Annotated in this window: 17 protein-coding genes; 12 read left to right on the top strand and 5 right to left on the bottom strand. The window is 74.2% G+C overall.

Features of this window, described 5'->3' with window-relative positions; translation table 11 throughout:
* The first annotated feature begins 109 nt into the window (after window positions 1–109).
* From OXR63_RS07735 to OXR63_RS07715, 5 genes are read left to right on the top strand one after another with little or no spacing between them, the layout of a single operon-like run.
* Window positions 110–1321: an alanine racemase gene (locus tag OXR63_RS07735; RefSeq protein WP_267421605.1), complete on the top strand. Its 1212-nt coding sequence runs from the start codon at window positions 110–112 to the stop codon at window positions 1319–1321.
* Window positions 1321–2160 carry an IclR family transcriptional regulator gene (locus OXR63_RS07730; protein ID WP_267421604.1) on the top strand — a complete coding sequence of 280 codons (840 nt, stop codon included), beginning with the start codon at window positions 1321–1323 and terminating at the stop codon, window positions 2158–2160. Before OXR63_RS07735 ends, OXR63_RS07730 begins: the two co-directional genes overlap by 1 nt.
* Window positions 2157–3161, top strand: coding sequence for a sugar kinase (locus OXR63_RS07725; RefSeq protein WP_276585179.1), 1005 nt, complete (start codon window positions 2157–2159; stop codon window positions 3159–3161). The genes OXR63_RS07730 and OXR63_RS07725 overlap by 4 nt, the downstream gene beginning before the upstream one ends.
* A gap of 38 nt (window positions 3162–3199) precedes the next feature.
* Window positions 3200–3862, top strand: coding sequence for a bifunctional 4-hydroxy-2-oxoglutarate aldolase/2-dehydro-3-deoxy-phosphogluconate aldolase (locus OXR63_RS07720; protein ID WP_267421602.1), 663 nt, complete (start codon window positions 3200–3202; stop codon window positions 3860–3862).
* Window positions 3859–5421 (top strand): N-acyl-D-amino-acid deacylase family protein, encoded by a 1563-nt coding sequence (locus OXR63_RS07715; RefSeq protein ID WP_267421600.1) that lies wholly within the window; start codon window positions 3859–3861, stop codon window positions 5419–5421. Before OXR63_RS07720 ends, OXR63_RS07715 begins: the two co-directional genes overlap by 4 nt.
* Before the next feature lie 25 nt (window positions 5422–5446).
* Here the strand turns inward: OXR63_RS07715 and OXR63_RS07710 are convergent, their stop codons facing one another.
* Window positions 5447–5833, bottom strand: coding sequence for a RidA family protein (locus tag OXR63_RS07710; RefSeq protein ID WP_267421599.1), 387 nt, complete (start codon window positions 5831–5833; stop codon window positions 5447–5449).
* 264 nt (window positions 5834–6097) lie between these two features.
* On the opposite strand from OXR63_RS07710, the gene OXR63_RS07705 reads away from it, so the two are divergent.
* Window positions 6098–7339 (top strand): hypothetical protein, encoded by a 1242-nt coding sequence (locus OXR63_RS07705; RefSeq protein ID WP_267421596.1) that lies wholly within the window; start codon window positions 6098–6100, stop codon window positions 7337–7339.
* Window positions 7340–7786: 447 nt separating this feature from the next.
* Here the strand turns inward: OXR63_RS07705 and OXR63_RS07700 are convergent, their stop codons facing one another.
* The 3 genes from OXR63_RS07700 to OXR63_RS07690 all read right to left on the bottom strand — a co-directional run bounded on the left by OXR63_RS07700 (window position 7787) and on the right by OXR63_RS07690 (window position 10275).
* Complete coding sequence (locus tag OXR63_RS07700; protein ID WP_267421593.1) at window positions 7787–8278, bottom strand: pyridoxamine 5'-phosphate oxidase family protein; 492 nt, start codon at window positions 8276–8278, stop codon at window positions 7787–7789.
* Between the two features lie 183 nt (window positions 8279–8461).
* Window positions 8462–9085, bottom strand: coding sequence for a hypothetical protein (locus OXR63_RS07695; protein ID WP_267421590.1), 624 nt, complete (start codon window positions 9083–9085; stop codon window positions 8462–8464).
* Window positions 9086–9165: 80 nt separating this feature from the next.
* Window positions 9166–10275 (bottom strand): LLM class flavin-dependent oxidoreductase, encoded by a 1110-nt coding sequence (locus OXR63_RS07690; RefSeq protein ID WP_194662371.1) that lies wholly within the window; start codon window positions 10273–10275, stop codon window positions 9166–9168.
* Window positions 10276–10368: 93 nt separating this feature from the next.
* Here OXR63_RS07690 and OXR63_RS07685 point away from each other — a divergent pair, with 93 nt between their 5' ends.
* Window positions 10369–11277, top strand: coding sequence for an SDR family oxidoreductase (locus OXR63_RS07685; RefSeq protein WP_267421587.1), 909 nt, complete (start codon window positions 10369–10371; stop codon window positions 11275–11277).
* 103 nt (window positions 11278–11380) lie between these two features.
* Here OXR63_RS07685 and OXR63_RS07680 read toward each other — a convergent pair whose 3' ends face one another.
* Window positions 11381–12202 carry an NRDE family protein gene (locus OXR63_RS07680; RefSeq protein WP_267421585.1) on the bottom strand — a complete coding sequence of 274 codons (822 nt, stop codon included), beginning with the start codon at window positions 12200–12202 and terminating at the stop codon, window positions 11381–11383.
* Window positions 12203–12265: 63 nt separating this feature from the next.
* On the opposite strand from OXR63_RS07680, the gene OXR63_RS07675 reads away from it, so the two are divergent.
* The 5 genes from OXR63_RS07675 (at window position 12266) to OXR63_RS07655 (ending at window position 16110) form a co-directional block, all read left to right on the top strand.
* A complete protein-coding gene (locus OXR63_RS07675) occupies window positions 12266–13612 on the top strand; it encodes a bifunctional phosphopantothenoylcysteine decarboxylase/phosphopantothenate synthase (protein ID WP_267421583.1) in 1347 nt (448 codons plus the stop codon).
* Window positions 13613–13694: 82 nt separating this feature from the next.
* Complete coding sequence (locus tag OXR63_RS07670) at window positions 13695–14096, top strand: DoxX family protein (protein WP_267421582.1); 402 nt, start codon at window positions 13695–13697, stop codon at window positions 14094–14096.
* A 47-nt stretch (window positions 14097–14143) separates the two neighbouring features.
* Window positions 14144–14911 carry a DUF2071 domain-containing protein gene (locus tag OXR63_RS07665; protein WP_267421580.1) on the top strand — a complete coding sequence of 256 codons (768 nt, stop codon included), beginning with the start codon at window positions 14144–14146 and terminating at the stop codon, window positions 14909–14911.
* Complete coding sequence (locus tag OXR63_RS07660; RefSeq protein WP_267421578.1) at window positions 14908–15354, top strand: DUF1810 domain-containing protein; 447 nt, start codon at window positions 14908–14910, stop codon at window positions 15352–15354. The genes OXR63_RS07665 and OXR63_RS07660 overlap by 4 nt, the downstream gene beginning before the upstream one ends.
* Before the next feature lie 105 nt (window positions 15355–15459).
* Window positions 15460–16110: a GntR family transcriptional regulator gene (locus OXR63_RS07655; RefSeq protein WP_267421576.1), complete on the top strand. Its 651-nt coding sequence runs from the start codon at window positions 15460–15462 to the stop codon at window positions 16108–16110.
* Window positions 16111–16189: the final 79 nt, after the last annotated feature.

Below are 16189 nucleotides of genomic sequence, written 5' to 3'. Positions count from 1 at the left end.
TGGCGCACGGTTCTGCAGAGTGGAACGCTGGGCGGGACGACGTTGTCCGACGCCCGGCGCCTGCAGGAACGTGGACCCCGTCGACCGACCGGACGCGACAGGAGGATCGATGCCGACCACCCCCGCCACCGTGACCACGAAGGGCGCCCCGGAACCGAGCACCAGCGCGACGCCCCGCCACGTCCTCGACGACGCCCACCTGCCGGTGATGACGCTCCGCGAGTCCGCTCTGACGTCGAACACCGCCGTCATGCAGGACTGGGTCGACCGCCACGACATGCTGTTCGCGCCGCACATGAAGACGCACATGGCCCCGGCCCTCGCCCGTCGCCAGGTCGACGCCGGCGCGTGGGGCGTCACGGTGGCCTCGGTGCAGCAGGCCATGGTCGCGTGGGAGCACGGGCTACGCCACCTCCTCGTCGCGAACGAGGTGCTCGACCCCGCCGGGCTCCGCTGGCTCGCCTCCCGCCGGACCGTCGACCCGGGGTCGGACGTCCTCTGCTGGGTCGACTCGGCCGTCGGTGTCCGCGCCGCGGCCGACGCAGCGCGGGCCGTCGACGGCGCGGTGCACGTCGTCGTCGAGGTCGGCTTCCCGGGCGGCCGCACCGGGGTCCGCTCCCCCGAGGCCGCGATCGAGGTCGCGGAGGCAGCGGCAGGAGCGGGCCCCGGTGTCGTCCTCCGCGGCGTCGCCGGCTACGAGGGCGGCCTGCCCGGCGTCGACGCCGCCCGCGCCTACGTCTCGGGCGTCCTCGCCGTCGCAGCCGCCGTCCACCACCTCGTCCCCGGCGAGCGCGGGCTGCTGAGCATGGGCGGCAGCGCCTGGTTCGACGCCGTCGGCGACGCGGTCGCCGCCCGCCCGGCAGACCTCGACGTCCTGCTCCGCTCCGGCGCGTCCCTGACCCACGACGACGGCTTCTACGCCGACCGCACGCCCTTCGGCCGCCACCCCGCCGAGGGCTCGCTCCGCCCCGCGATCGAGGTCTGGGGCCGCGTCACCTCGTGCCCGGAGCCCGGCCTGGCACTCGTCGCGGTCGGCAAGCGCGACATCTCCTTCGACGAGGGACTGCCCGTCGTGCGGCAGATCCGGCCGGGAGGCTCGGAGCGGCTCCCCGGGACGGCGCTGGCTCCCGGGGCGGTCACCGTCACCCGCCTCGACGACCAGCACTGCTACCTCGCGCTGGCACCGGAGGTCGTGCTGACGCCCGGCGACGTGGTCGTGTTCGGGATCTCGCACCCGTGCACGGTGTTCGACAAGTGGCGTGCCGTGCAGGTCATCGACGACGAGGACACCGTGCTCGAGACGATCGCGACGTGGTTCTGATGCCCACCGTGACTCCGACCGACACCGACGCCCAGGCACCCGCCCGGAACGCCGCCCTCTCGCTGCGCCGGGGCCTGCGCATCCTCGACCTCGTCGCGGACCGGACCCGGAACGGCGCGCCGTCGGTCAGCCTCACGACGCTGAGCGGTGAACTCGGCACGTCGAAGTCCACCGTGCTGCGGCTCACGGCCCCGATGCTCGAGAACGACCTGCTCCGCCGCACCCCGGACGCGGGCTTCACGCTGGGGCTCGGGTCGCTGCTCCTCGGGCAGAGCTACCTCGAGGGCATCGACCTCCGCGCGGCCGCGGCCCCGTTCCTCCGGCGCACCGCCGAGCAGACCGGGCTGACGTGCCACCTCGTCGTGCCGGACGGCACGGACATCGTCTACGTCGACAAGGTCGAGACCCGCGGGACCGTCCGGATGGGCTCGCGCATCGGGAACCGCCTGCCGATGCGGAACACGGCGTCGGGCAAGGCGATGGTGGCGTTCGGAGACCCCGACCTGCTCGGCCGGGTCCTGGCGACGCCCGGCACCGCCATGACCGAGCACTCGATCACCGACGACGACCGCTGGCGCCAGGAGATCGGGCGCACGCGGGACCGCGGCTACGGCATCGACGACCGGGAGAACGAGCCGGACATCCGCTGTGTCGCGGCGCCGGTGCTCGACCACGCGAACCAGGTGGTCGGCGCGATGAGCATCTCGGGCCTGGCGTCCGGGTTCCGCGCCTCGGCCGTCCGCGCGCTCGGCGACGGCGTGGTCCGCACCGCGCTGGAGATCTCGGTCGCGCTCGGGTCCTCCTCCGCCCAGCTCGCACTCGCCAGGAGCCCACGATGACCTCGGTGACCGGGGCGACCGGGGTGCTGACCTTCGGCGAGACGATGCTGCTGCTCGGCGGCCGCGGCGCCCTGGTCGAGCTCGACACGATGGGCGTCGACACCGGCGGCGCCGAGAGCAACGTCGCGATCGGCCTGGCGCACGCCGGGGTCCCCGTGACGTGGATCGGCCGGGTCGGGGTGGACCCCGCCGGGGACCGCGTGCTCGCGGACGTCACGGCCCAGGGCGTCGCGGTCGTCGGCGTGCGGGACCCGGAGCGGTCGACCGGCATCATGCTGAAGGAGCGCCTGCCGGACGGCCGCACGCGGGTGACCTACCACCGCCGGGGCTCGGCGGCGTCGGCGTTCACACCGGGTGACCTGCCGTCCGGCGTCGTCGAACGGGCCACGCTGCTCCACGTCACCGGCATCACGCTCGCGCTCTCCGACACCGCCCGTGAGACCGTGCACGCGGCGGTCGTGCGCGCCACCGACGCCGGCGTCCCCGTGTCGTTCGACGTCAACCACCGGCCGAAGCTCGTCGACGACGCCACGGGGCGCGGGTGGTACCGCGCCGTCGCTGCCCGGGCTGCGGTCGTCTTCGCCGGGGACGACGAGGCCCGGCTCGTCCTCGGGCGGGACGAACGCCCCGGTGACGACGAGGCACTCGCGCACGAGCTCGCCGCGCTCGCGACCGGCATCGCCGTCGTGAAGCTCGGCTCCCGCGGCGCGGTCGCGTCCGTCAAGGGCACGATCCACCGCCGCGCGGCCAGCCCGGTCGCCGTGGTGGACCCGGTCGGTGCCGGGGACGCCTTCGTCGCCGGGTGGCTCGCCGCCGACCTCGCGGGGCGCTCCCCGGCCGAGGCCCTCGACGCGGCCGCCGACGCCGGAGCACTCGCCTGCACGGTGCACGGCGACTGGCGACGCCCGGACCCCGGCGCGCCTGGGCTCCGGCTCGGGCTCGTCGACCACGGTGAGGCCGACCACGCCGACCACGCCGTCCACGACCGCGTCGACCGCTGACCGATCCCTGCCCACCCACGAGCACGAGGAAGCGCACGATGACCGACCCCGCACCGAGCACCACGACCGCCGACGCTCCCCCGCGCCACCGGCACCAGGCGGGACCCGCGATCGCGATCCTGCGCGGTGGGACCGGCGAGCACGTCGAGGACGTCGTCCGCACCCTGGTGGAGGCCGGTGTCCTGGCGATCGAGATCACGACGAACACCCCGCGCTGGCGTGAGGGCATCGCCTGGGCCGTCGACCGGTACGGCAGCGGGGCGTCGATCGGCGTCGGGACGGTCATGGACACCCGCCAGCTCGACGACGCAGCCGCGGCGGGTGCGGTGTTCGCCGTGAGCCCGCACACCGACCCGGTCATCGGGGAGCGAGCCCACGAGCGCGGCCTCGGCTGGTACCCGGGTGCCGCGACGCCGACGGAGATCGTGCGCGCCTGGCAGCTCGGGGCCCGGGCGGTCAAGGTGTTCCCGGCCGCGCAGCTCGGCGGTCCGGCGTTCCTCCGGCAGGTCCTCGCACCGCTCGACTTCGTGGACGTCATCCCCACCGGTGGCATCGGGCTGGACGACGCGGCCGACTACCTCGCCGCCGGGGCCGTCGCCGTCGGGCTCGGGTCCCCGCTCGTCGGCGACGCCCTGGACACCGGCGACCTCGACGCGCTCCGGGTCCGAGCCGGACAGCTCCTCGCCGGGCTGCCCCGATGACGACGGTCCTGCTCCGCGGCGGCTCCGTGGTCGACGACGACGGGGTGCGGCCCGCCGACGTCCTGGTCGAGGACGACCGCATCACCCGCATCGCGCCCGCGGTCCCCGCGCCACCCGGTGCCACCGTGGTCGACTGCGGCGAGCGCCTCGTGCTGCCGGGGTTCGTCGACGCGCACTCGCACGCCGGTGCCCTCGTGTTCGAGCCCGAGGTGCAGCTCGCGCTCCTCCGGCAGGGCGTCACGACGATCGTCACCGGGCAGGACGGCGTCGGTCCGGCCCCGGGCGACGGGGTCTACGCCTGGACGTACTTCAGCGCGATCGACGGCGAGCACCCGCACCACGAGGGCGGTGGCATCGGCGACCTGCTCGCGACCTACGACGGCACGACCCCGCTCAACGTGGCGACGCTCGTGCCCGCGGGGACGGTCCGGCACCTGGTCCGTGGCGACGGCCCGGGTGCCGCGGCCCCGGACGAGCTCCGCGCGATGCGCACCCTCGTCCGCAACGGCCTGGACGAGGGGGCGGTCGGTCTGTCGACGGGGCTCGACTACGTGCCGGGGCTGTACGCGGACACCGCGGAGCTGACGGCGCTGTGCATCGAGGTCGCCGACGCCGACGGGCTGTACGTGTCGCACATGCGCGGCGGGTACGAGGCGAACGCCCGGGTCGGCCTCGAGGAGGTCGCGACGGTCGTCCGCGCCACCGGGGTCCGCGCGCACGTGTCGCACCTGCACGCACCCGTCGACCTGGCGCTCGGGGTCCTCGACGACCTGGAGCGGTCCGGGGCGCCGATGTCCTTCGACGCGTACCCGTACTCCCGCGGGTGCACGATCCTGTCGATGCTGCTGCTGCCGGCCGAGCTGGCCCGACCGGGCACGAGCGACCTCGCGGCGGCGATCGCGGACGACGCCGGACGGGCCAGGGTCCGCGCGGCCGTGCTCGACCGCGTGCTCGGCCGAGCCGACCTCGGTGCCGGGTGGGCCGACCAGGTGACGCTGTCCCACGTACCGGCGCCGGCGTTCCACGCGCTGCAGGGCCGGACCCTCGCCGAGGCCGCCGCCGTGACGGGCACCGATGCCGTGGACCTCGCCCTCGACGTGCTGGTGGCGTCCTCGTCGCAGGTGACCGTCGTGATGCGGGTCCCTTCGCCGAGGACCGCCGACGACCTCGCACCGCTGTTCCGCCGACCGGGACACACCGCCGGGTCCGACGGCATCTTCGTCGGTACGCACCCGCATCCCCGCGCGTACGGCACCTTCGCGCGGTACCTCGAGGAGTACGCGGTGCCCGGTCGTCTCAGCTGGGCCGAGGCCGCACGCCACCTCGCGACGACCGCCGCCGAGCGCCACCGCCTGGGCGCCCGTGGCAGGGTCGAGGTCGGGGCGGTCGCGGACCTCGTCGTGGTGGACCCGGCCCGGGTGGCGGCCCGTTCGACCTACGCGCTCCCGATGCGCCTGGCCGAGGGCATCGAGGACGTGCTCGTCGCGGGCGTACCCGTGCTCGCGGACGGTGCCCTGACGCACGCGACCCCCGGCCAGGGACTCCGCAGAGCCGGCTGACCGGGGGTCGGTGCGTGCGGCGGCGTCAGGACGCGCTGGGCAGCACCGCCACGACGTCGATCTCGACGAGGATGCCGGCGAGGTGCGACTGCACGGTGGTGCGCACCGGGTACGGGGCCGTGAAGTGCTTGGCGTACTCCTCGTTGAAGGCCGGGAAGTCGCGGTCGGAGTGCTCGAGGTGCACGGTCGACTTCACGACGTCGTCCAGGGTGGCCCCGTGCTCGGCGAGGACGGCCGCCACGTTCGCGAGCACCTGCGCGGTCTGCCCGGCGACGTCGTCGGCCATCGCCCCGGTGGCCGGGTCCTGCGGGCCGAAGCCGGCGGTGTAGAGGAAGCCGTTGGCCACGATGCCCTGGCTGTAGGGGCCGGCTGGCTTCGGGGCGTTGTCGGTCACGATGGCGGTCTTCGGCACGGTGGCTCCTCCTGGGTCCGAGCGGACGGGTCTGGACGGACGGGTCCGAGTGGACGGGTTCGAGTGGACGGGCCTCCAGGCTAGGGCCGTGACGGCTGCCGGGACCGGCCACTCGACCTGCGCTTTCCGGCCTGCACAACGCGGGTCGAGCCTCCCGTCCGGCCCCTGCCGCGTGTCGGCCGAGGCCGACGGCGACCGTCCAGCGTTCCCTCGTTACGCTGCTGAGGTGCCGTCTGCTCTGCCCGAACGACGTGGGACACACACGTGACCCGTCTCGAGGGGACCCTGCCGCAGTCGATCGCGACCGGTCGACGCCGCGCGATCGACGCCGTGGTGAGCCTGCCCGCGTGGGCCGCCGTGCTGCTCGTCTGGACCGGCGGTCGTCTCGTCTCGACGCTCTGGCTGGCGCTGGCGTACCCGCTGATGGCGCGGTCGCAGCCGGAGAACGCGATCTGGGGGAACGAGCACGGGTTCCTGCGGTTCCTCACGTCGTGGGACGGCCAGTACTACGAGCAGATCTCGCTGCACGGCTACCCGACGACGCTCCCGCTCGACGCCGCCGGGCACGTCGCCCAGAACGCCTGGGCGTTCCTGCCGGCGTTCCCGTTCACCATCCGGCTGCTCACCGTCTCCACCGGGCTGCCGTTCGACGTCGGCGCGCCGGCCGTGGCGTTGGTCGCCGGGTTCGTCGCCGCGCTGCTCCTGCACCGACTCGTCCGCGAGCGTGCCGGTGACGCAGCCGCCATGTGGGCGGTCTTCTTCTTCACGTGCGGGCCGCTGTCCTTCCTGCTGCAGGTCGGGTACGCGGAGAGCACGTTCCTCGCGCTGACGTTCGGTGCGCTCCTGGCGCTGGAGCACCGGCGGTACGGGCTGCTGACGCTGCTCGGGGTCGCCGCCGCCTTCACCCGACCGGGAGCCCTGGCGCTGCCGCTGACGCTCGGCGTGGTCACCCTCATCCGACTGGTCCAGCTGCGCCGAGGGTCGGTCCGGGTGCTCGACGGGTTCCCGCTCGGTGAGCTGCTGCGGGTCGTCGGGGCCGGCGTGGTGATGGTGCTGGCCGGGCTCGCGTGGCCGGTCGTCGCCGCGCACGTGACCGGGCAGTCCGACGCCTACCTGGCCACGGAGATGTCCTGGTGGGTCAACTTCATCGGGCGCGTCGACTTCATGCCGCTGACGCCGTGGTTCCTGACGACGGCGAAGTGGCTCGGCGTCGGCGGGGTCATGATCGTGATCGGGCTGCTCGTCGGGTACCCGCTGTGGCTGCTGCGGCGGTCGACCCGCACGCTGGGCACCACCACGCTGGTGTTCTCGGGGGCGTACGCGCTCTACGTGTTCGCGGTGTCGCTGCCGATGGCCTCCACCCCGCGGCTGCTGATGCCGCTCGCGCCGCTGCTCGGGTCGCCCGAGCTCGTCGCGAAGCCGTGGATGCGGTGGACCCTGGTGACGTGCGCGGTGCTCGGGCAGCCGGTGCTCGTCGCGGTGCTGTGGCTGCTCGGGCCCCCGTGACGGGAGCGCCCCGCGCGGGCGGGGGCGGGGTGCGTGCGGCGGGCTGCGCTGACGCTCGGCGCTCAGCGCGGGGGGCTGCGCTGACGCTCGGTGCGAGGTTGACCACTGGGTGCGGGTTCGTACAGCCGCACGGGCTTGCCAACCTCGCACCAGCTGAGTGATCGCGCACCGTGCGAGCTCCGACAGCGCTGCCCCGGCACAGCCCGCCCACTTCGAGACACCGGCGTCTCGCTGAGACGCCGCCCGAGCTCCGAGACGCCGCAGTTTTCGACCGCGTCTCGCGTGCATCGAGGCGTCTCGCGCAGACACCGGTATCTCGCATCGAGACGGGGGCGTCTCAGCACGAGACATCGGCGTCTCGCCCGTGCAACTCGCGCTGACGAAGCCGTCCCCCGCCGAGAGGGGGGTGTCTCGCACGCGCTCAGCGCCCGAGAAGACCCCCGCCCGCTACAGCTCGACCGTCCCGTGGCTCCCGACGTCGGGCTGGGACTCCCGCCCGAGCGCGGCCTTCATCGTCTGCACGAGGGTGCCGACCTTCCCGGAGTCCTGCGTCCAGTACTCGACCGAGTCCCCCTCGACGGTGAGGAGCCGGATCGAGGGGTCCCCCCGCCCGTCCGGGAACCAGGCCTCGGCGAACGGCGACCACAGCTCGTCGATGACCGAGTCGTCCTGCGTGACCGTGGCCGTCCCCGCGATGGACAGGTAGCCGCCCTGCGACTCGATCGCGACGTTCACGTGCGGGTTCCTGGCGATGTCGGCGACCTTCTCGCTGCCGTCCTGCACCAGGAAGCGCAGGGTGCGGTGGAAGGTCTTGTCCTGCACCGCGAGCGGTCGTGCGTGCAGGGACCCGTCCTCGCTGACCGTGGTCAGGAGGGCGGTTCGGGCTCCGTGGACGATGTCCGAGATGGCGGCGAGTTGGTCCGCCTGCGTGTCGGTCATGGTGCTCCTTCGCATCGAGTGCCCCGTTGCACCGACCTGGCCGGGCAACCCGGGGGCGTACCGTTCGGGTCAGTCTGCCCCTCCACCCTGGACACGTCCAGCACCTCGGTCAGCGGTTCACGACCCGGCCTGGAGGCTCGGTCCGGCTCCGCCCCGCCGGCTGCGGAGCGCGGTGCGGGTCCGTCAGGCGGGCTCGCGGATGGTCGTCTCGACGTCGACGACCTGCGGGATGCGCGGCATCGACGCGAAGCCGAAGCGCACGGGCGGGTCGAGCGGCGCCAGGTCCCCGAGGGGCTCCCCCGCCCAGGTCCCGCGGACACCGGTGACGTCGTGCGCCCCGGTCACGCCGTAGTACTCGCGACGGCCGTTCCCCGCCGAGCCCGCGGTGCCGGCGCCCGGTGCGACGAGCCGCGCGATCGGGTTGATCGTCCGGAGCCAGCGAGGGTCGCGGGCGATCGGCTTGGGCACGACACGGAGCAGCCGACCGAGCGGCGAGATCGTGCCGACGTCGATGGTCGCGCGGAGCTGGCCGGCGTCGAGCTCCAGCCCGGACGCCGTCCGCCTGGCGTGCACCGGCAGGACGTCGACCGCGTCGAAGCGGTAGGTGCCGGAGACGTACGCGGCGACGATCTCGTCCGGGGCGAGCAGCACGCTCGACCCGTCGGGCAGCTCCACGAAGACGTCCGTGAACGCACCGAACGGGGACTGCTCCCACATGCCGATGACGAGTCGGACGCCCGAGGTCGTGCCGACGCCCATGATCCGGCCCCGGAAGCGACGTTCGATGGTGCTGGAGTGCTGTGGCATGCGGTGGACGCTACCCGGCGCTCCCGTGAGTGGATGCGGCGGACGCGCCCCCGGGCCTCCCGGCAGTGCCGTCAGTGCCGTCAGGGGACGGGGACGGGCTCCGCCAGGAGCTCGCGGACCCGCGGGGCGACCGCGGTGCCGTAGAGCTCGATGGAGCGCATCATGTCCTCGTGCGGCAGACGCCCGGTGGCGTAGCGCATGTCGAACCGGGAGACGCCGAGGATCCGCATGTTGCGCGCGATCTTGCGGGCGACGGTCTCCGGCGAACCGACGTAGAGCGACCCGCCGGCGGAGAGCCCGGCCTGGTACTGGGCGACGTCGAGGGGCGGCCAGCCACGCTCGCGACCCAGACGGTCGGTGACGTCCTTGTGGTACGGCCAGTAGCGCTCGGCGGCCTCTTCGTCGGTCGCGGCGACGAAACCGGGCGAGTGCATCGCGATCGGCTGCTGTGGGATCTCGAGCTGGTCGAGGGCCTGGCGGTACAGGCGCGAGAACGGGGCGAACTGCGCGGGCTGCCCACCGATGATCGCCAGGAACAGCGGCATGCCGTAGGACGCGGCACGGATGACCGACTGGGGCGAGCCGCCGACGCCGATCCACGTCGGGATGGGGCCGTGCTCGAGCTTCGGGAAGACGTCCTGCTCGGTCAGCGGGGCGCGCTTGGTGCCGCTCCAGGTGACGGTGTCGCCGCCGCGGAGGGCCGCCCAGAGCTGCAGCTTCTCCTCGAACAGGACCTCGTAGTCGGACAGGTCGAATCCGAACAGCGGGAAGGACTCGGTGAAGGACCCGCGGCCGAGGATGACCTCGGCGCGGCCGTTCGAGAGCGCGTCGACGGTGGCGAAGCGCTCGTACACGCGGACCGGGTCGTCGGAGGACAGCACGGTGACGGCGGAGCCCATCCGGATGCGCTCGGTGCGGGCGGCGATGGCGGCGAGGACGACCTCGGGGGCGCTCACGGAGTAGTCAGCGCGGTGGTGCTCCCCCACGCCGATGAAGTCGATGCCCACCTGGTCGGCGAGGACGGCCTCGTCGACGAGGTCGCGGAGGCTCTGGGCGTGGGTGCGGGTGGTGCCGTCGAGGCGGTCGGTGACGTCGCCGAACGTGTCGAGGCCGAGCTGCACGGGACCGACGCGGTCCGGTGCGGGCGGCGGGACGTCCGAGGGACGACCAGTGCCGAATGCGTTGCTCATGCGATGCCTCCTGATTGATGCGTACGCATGAATCTAGCACAGGGGGACGCCGGACGCGAGGGGTCCGCAAGGCCCGCGTGTACCGTCGCGCCCATGCCGCAGATCCCCGACCAGACCGGCCGACGCATCATCGTCACCGGGTCCAACAGCGGCACCGGCAAGGAGACCGCCACGCGCCTGGCTGCCGCCGGTGCCGACGTCGTCATCGCCGTGCGCACGACGTCGAAGGGCGAGACCGCCGCCGCCGAGATCCGGGCGGCGCACCCCGGCGCCTCGGTCGAGGTCCGCGAGCTCGACCTCGCCGACCTCGCGAGCGTGCGCCGCTTCGCCGCCGGCGTGCTCGCCGACGACCGACCGCTCGACGTGCTCGTGAACAACGCGGGCGTGATGGCACCGCGCGAACGGTTCGAGACCGTCGACGGCTTCGAGCTGCAGTTCGGCACGAACTTCCTCGCCCCCTTCGCGCTGACGAACCTGCTGATGCCGGCGCTGCTCCGGGCCGAGGCGCCGCGCGTGGCGACGATGTCGAGCCTCGCGGCCGTCCCCGGGCGCATCCGGTTCGAGGACCTGCAGTGGCAACGCGGGTACAGCCCGTTCCGCGCCTACGCCCAGTCCAAACTCGCCGACCTGCTGTTCGCGCTCCACCTGCACACGCTGTCGGTCGAGCTGGACTGGCCGCTCCTCAGCACCGCCGCGCACCCGGGCTACACGCGCACGAACCTGCAGTCCGCCGGGCGGTCCCTGGGTCGGTCGGCGCCGGTGTCCTCGGACCAGCGGGCGTGGCCGTGGACGCAGGGGGTCGAGCAGGGCAGCGAGCCGCTCCTGTTCGCCGCGGTCGGCCCGTCCGCCACGGGTGGGGCGTACTACGGTCCCGCCGGCCCCCTGGGCATCACCGGCCCGACGTCCGTCGCGTCGATCCCCCGCTCGGCCCGGAGCACGGACCTGGCACGCAGCCTGTGGGCCGTCGCCGAGGACCTGACGGGGACGCACCTGCCGGCCTGAGCACCCGCTCCGTGCGCGGTTCCTCGGCCCGTGCGAGGTTGCACACCCCGTGCACGGTCGTCCCGCCGCACGGGGTGCGCAACCTCGCACCGGGTGCGGCGCGTCAGGCGCGGTGGAGCTCCACGGAGCCGCTGATGTCGCCCGGGTCGGCGAGCCGCGCGTGCTGCAGCACCGTGCGCCCGGGCCCGACGGCCGCCGCCACGATGGACAGCGTCGCGAAGTGCCCCTCGGGCTCGACGGTGTCGCGGAGGATCGCGTCGGGGTCGCCCGGCGAGAGTGCGGCCGAGGCGGCGAGGACCCCGAACCACGGCCCCCAGCCGTCGCCGGCGTCCGACCCGGGCCCCCAGCCGTCGCCCGCGTCCGACCGGGCCTCGGCGGCACGGAGCTCGTCGAACGGCGCGAGCTCGGGCGGCCCGTCCGGCGCTGCGACCCGGCGGAAGGCCTCGAGCCACCGGCCGATCCGCGGCGCCGCGGGGTCGTCGGGCTCCCCATGCGTGACCATGTGCACGCCCGGCCCGAGCTCCGTCGTGCGGACACGGACGCCGTCCCACGACAGCACCTCGGCACCGGACGCCGTGGCCCGCACGAGGTTGAACGCCCGGGTCGTCGGCACCGAGCCGTCGTGTCCCGGCAGCTCCCCGTCGGCGACGGCGTCGAGGGGCAGCACCCCGCGGGTGGTCCAGGTGCCGTCGGCGGAGGGGACGTCCTCCCACCGGTTCAGCACGACGGCGAGCCCACCCTCGTCGGACGCGGCGAGCCACGCGCCGCCGGCCTCGCGGTCGCGGACCCCGCGGACGCCCGGGTCGCGGTCGGGCCACCAGGCGGCGGGCGGGTCCCACGGGCGGGACGGGGACTCGTCACGCATGGCGAGCATGGTGACGGGCCACGCCGATCGGGGATCGACGCGGACGACGACGGTGCACATGCGACCGATCCTGCCACCAGCCTCCCGACCGCCCGGCAGCGCCGTCCGGGTAGCGTGACCGTCGTGAACGGAGCACCGGAGCAGCGCAGGACCATCGTCGTCGGCATCACCGGGGGGATCGCGGCGTACAAGGCCGTGCAGGTGATCCGCGAGTTCGTCAAGGCGGGCCACGACGTCCACGTGGTCCCGACCGAGGGCGCCCTGCGCTTCGTCGGACTGCCGACGCTCGAGGCCCTGAGCCGGAACCCGGTCACGACGAGCGTGTTCGAGGACGTCGCCGAGGTGCGCCACGTGTCGCTCGGACGTCGCGCGGACCTCGTGGTCGTCGCTCCCGCCACCGCTGACTCCCTCGCGCGGATGGCCGCTGGCCTCGCCGGGGACCTGCTCGGCACGACCCTGCTGGCGACCGAGGCGCCCGTCGTCGTCGCGCCGGCGATGCACCCGCAGATGTGGGAGCACCCCGCCACCCGGGCGAACCTCGCCACGCTCCGCGACCGCGGCGTGCACGTCGTCGGGCCGGTCGTCGGCGCGCTCACCGGCGACGACGCGGGCATCGGGCGGATGTCGGAACCGGAGGACATCGCGGCGGCCGCGCTGGCGGTGCTCGCGCAGACGACGGACGCGAGCCGGACCACCGGGGCCGAGCCGAGCCTCCCGGCTGGCACCGGCTCCCCGGCCGGCACCGGCTCCCCCGCCGGCACCGGCTCCCCCGCCGGGACCGGCGCCCGCGGTGAGCAGGGCGACCTGGCCGGCGTCCACGTCGTCGTCAGCGCCGGCGGCACCCGTGAACCCTTCGACCCCGTGCGCTTCGTCGGCAACCGCTCCAGCGGCCGACAGGGTGTGGCGATCGCCGCCGCCGCTGCGTCGCGGGGCGCGACCGTCACCCTGGTGTCCGCGAACGTCGACGCGGGCCTGACCGCCGGCCTCGACGCCCGGATCGTCTCCGTGGGCTCCGCGCTCGAGCTCGCCGAGGCCGTGCACGCCGCGGCCGCCGAGGCCGACGTCGTCGTGATGACCGCAGCGGTCGCCGACTACCGCCCCGCCGAGGTGCTGCAGGAGAAGCTCAAGAAGGACGCGCAGGGCGAGCGGATGACGCTGGAGCTGGTGCGGAACCCGGACGTGCTCGCCGACCTCGTGGCGAACCGCCGTCCCGGACAGGTCATCGTGGGGTTCGCCGCCGAGACCGAACCCGACCGGGACGCCCGCATCGAGCTCGGCCGCGCCAAGATCGCCCGGAAGCCGGCGGACCTGCTCGTGGTGAACCACGTCGGCTGGTCGGCGGGCTTCGAGCGCGAGGAGAACCAGGTCGAGGTCCTGGTGCCCGGCGGCGCTGTGGTGCGGGAGGCCTCCGGCACGAAGGCCGAGGTTGCCACGGCCCTGCTCGACCTGGTCGCGACCGCGCTGACCTGAGCTCACCTGAGCTGACCTGAGCTGACCGCATCCTGTGGTCGCTCTGGGAGCATCCCGGGGCCCCAGGGCCACGATGGGCGCCATGGGACGACGCTCCGACCGCGCCAGACGCGCCTCCAGGACGGCGGCCGTGCTCGCCGTCATCCTGGGCGGCGCTGGCGCCACCCACTTCCTCCGCCCGCGCGGCTACGACCGCATCGTGCCGGCCGGGCTGCCCCCGCGCACCACGACCCTGGCGTCCGGCCTCGCCGAGCTCGGCATCGCCGCCGGCCTCGCGGTGCCCGCCACCCGACGGGGCGCCGGGCTCGCCGCCGCGGCGCTGTTCGTCGCGGTCTTCCCCGCCAATGTGAAAATGGCACGGGACCTGCTCGACAGCCCCCGTTCGACCAGGGCCTCGCGGCTCGTCGCGGTCGTCCGGCTGCCCCTGCAGGCCCCGCTCGTCGCCTGGGCCCTGCGCGTCGGCCGGCACGCGCCCCGCCGGTGATCGTGTCCCCGCGGGACCGGGCGTCGGAGCCACTGCGCCACCGCCCGGTGACCGTGCACGCCTGGGACGACGTCGTCTTCGCGCACTGGCGGCACGACCCGGAGGCCCTGGCGCCGCTGCTCCCCCGCGGCATCCGTCCCGACGTCGTGGACGGCAGCGCCTGGGCCGGGCTGTCCTCCTACGTCTTCCGGGAGACCGCGGTGCCGCCGTTCCCGCCGTCGCGTCGGCTCGGGTCGATGACCGAGGTGACGATCGAGGTCCTCACGGTCGACGACCGCGGTCGCCACGGCGTCGTCTACCGGACGGTCGACACGAACAACGTCCCGGCGATCGTCGCCGCGCACGCCCTGCTCGGCGTGCCGTACACGTTCTCCCGCGCCGGCGGTCGCCGCCGTGGCGACACGTTGGAGTACCGCTCGGTGCGGCACCCGGACCGGTGGCGCGGAGGCGTCCGGTCGGTCCAGTCGCTCGGCTCACTCCGGTCGCTCGGCTCGCTCGGCTCGCTCCGGTCGGGAGGCTCGGCACGGCCCCGTCTCGCCACCACCGTCCGTGTCGTGGCCGGAGAGGTCGACGACTCACCCCTCGCCACCGAGCTCACGACGCGTGCGGGCATCCACGCGAAGCTCCTCGCGCAGACGGTGTTCTGGCAGCGACAGCACCCGCCACTCGTCCTGCGCCGGGCCCGGCTCGAACGGCTCGAGGGCGACCTGCCTGACGCCGTCGGTCTGCCGGGGCTGTTCGACCGCGCGCCGGACTCGCTGCTCGTGCTCGACGACACGACGGTCCGGTACGGCTGGGGAGACGTGGTCCGGTGAGCGGCGCAGCCCGGCGCGACCCGTTCGACCTCGACCGCTTCGTGCAGGCGCAGGAGGGTGTGCACGAGGTCGCGCTGGCGGAGCTCCGTCGGGGCCGCAAGTCCTCGCACTGGATGTGGTTCGTGTTCCCGCAGCTCGCCGGGCTCGGGCGCAGCGCCACTGCCGAGCGCTACGCGGTCACCGGCATCGACGAGGCCCGCGCCTACCTCGCGCACCCCGTGCTGGGGATGCGGCTGCAGGAGGTCACCGACGCTGCCGCGACCGCACCGGCGTCGAGCGCGGTGGCCCTCATGGGCGGGATCGACGCGCTGAAGCTCCGCTCCTCCATGACGCTGTTCGCCGCCGTCGCGCCGGACCCCGAGCCCTTCCGCGCGGTGCTCGCGCGCTGGTGGGACGGGGCCGAGGACGACCGGACGCTGACACTGCTGCGCACCGCGACCTGACACTCCCGATCCGAGCGCAACGCCGTTCGCATATCAGGTATCGTGACCGATGCGTCCGCACAGATCCCTGGTCGAACCGGACGAACCCGACCCGAAGGAAACGACATGCCGGTCCCCACCAGCGCCCCGACCGAGCACCAGCTGCTCCGTGACACCGTCCGTCAGAAGATCCACGAGGCGATCATGGACGGCACGCTCGAGCCGGGTGAGCGACTCAACGACGACGAGCTCATCTCCTGGCTCGGTGTCTCCCGCACCCCGATCCGTGAAGCCCTCAGCCAGCTCGCCCGTGCCGGCCTGATCGAGATGGCGCCGAACCGCTACACGCGCGTGACGACGCCCGACCCGGCCGAGGTGATCGAGGCCATGCAGACCCTCGGCGTGCTGTTCGGCGGCGTCGTCCGGCTCGCGGTGCCCCGACTCACCGCGGCGTCCCGCAAGAAGATCCTCAGCGCGCTCGACCGCACCATCGGCGAGCTCGAGGCCCACGACGTCGCCGCGGTGAACACCGACGCCCTCGGGGTCTTCGCGCTCTACGTCGGCGAGTGCGGCAACCCGAACCTGCAGCGCGTGTGCATCGACACGATGGACGGCCTGGCGTTCCGGCTGCGCCTGCCGAACCTCGACCAGCTCGTCGACTGGGACCGGATGACCGAGGACTTCCGGGCACTCCGCGCCGCCACCGAGAGCGGGGACAACGTGGCCGCCGAGCTCGCGACCGAGGCCATCCACCAGCTGCCCGGTCAGAAGCGCTGAAGACGCTCGTTCCTGCGAACGCCTGAGCGTCCCCACAGGAACCGCCCGTCTCGAGCCGCGAGACGGGCGGTTCCTCGTT

The sequence above is a fragment of the Curtobacterium sp. GC_Cur_3 genome, assembly GCF_026544205.1.
In the GTDB taxonomy this organism is placed as follows: Bacteria; Actinomycetota; Actinomycetes; order Actinomycetales; family Microbacteriaceae; genus Curtobacterium.
The sequence above is the reverse complement of the archived record's forward strand: the minus strand, read 5'-3'. Positions and strand labels throughout refer to the sequence as shown.

What these genes read in the sequence shown, in the direction of transcription:
- OXR63_RS07735 (WP_267421605.1), top strand. Translation starts at nt 110, where the DNA reads ATGCCGACCACCCCCGCCACCGTGACCACGAAGGGCGCCCCGGAACCG.
- OXR63_RS07730 (WP_267421604.1), top strand. Translation starts at nt 1,321, where the DNA reads ATGCCCACCGTGACTCCGACCGACACCGACGCCCAGGCACCCGCCCGG.
- OXR63_RS07725 (WP_276585179.1), top strand. Translation starts at nt 2,157, where the DNA reads ATGACCTCGGTGACCGGGGCGACCGGGGTGCTGACCTTCGGCGAGACG.
- OXR63_RS07720 (WP_267421602.1), top strand. Translation starts at nt 3,200, where the DNA reads ATGACCGACCCCGCACCGAGCACCACGACCGCCGACGCTCCCCCGCGC.
- OXR63_RS07715 (WP_267421600.1), top strand. Translation starts at nt 3,859, where the DNA reads ATGACGACGGTCCTGCTCCGCGGCGGCTCCGTGGTCGACGACGACGGG.
- OXR63_RS07700 (WP_267421593.1), bottom strand. Translation starts at nt 8,278, where the DNA reads ATGACCGACACGCAGGCGGACCAACTCGCCGCCATCTCGGACATCGTC.
- OXR63_RS07695 (WP_267421590.1), bottom strand. Translation starts at nt 9,085, where the DNA reads ATGCCACAGCACTCCAGCACCATCGAACGTCGCTTCCGGGGCCGGATC.
- OXR63_RS07690 (WP_194662371.1), bottom strand. Translation starts at nt 10,275, where the DNA reads ATGAGCAACGCATTCGGCACTGGTCGTCCCTCGGACGTCCCGCCGCCC.
- OXR63_RS07685 (WP_267421587.1), top strand. Translation starts at nt 10,369, where the DNA reads ATGCCGCAGATCCCCGACCAGACCGGCCGACGCATCATCGTCACCGGG.
- OXR63_RS07680 (WP_267421585.1), bottom strand. Translation starts at nt 12,202, where the DNA reads ATGTGCACCGTCGTCGTCCGCGTCGATCCCCGATCGGCGTGGCCCGTC.
- OXR63_RS07670 (WP_267421582.1), top strand. Translation starts at nt 13,695, where the DNA reads ATGGGACGACGCTCCGACCGCGCCAGACGCGCCTCCAGGACGGCGGCC.
- OXR63_RS07655 (WP_267421576.1), top strand. Translation starts at nt 15,460, where the DNA reads ATGCCGGTCCCCACCAGCGCCCCGACCGAGCACCAGCTGCTCCGTGAC.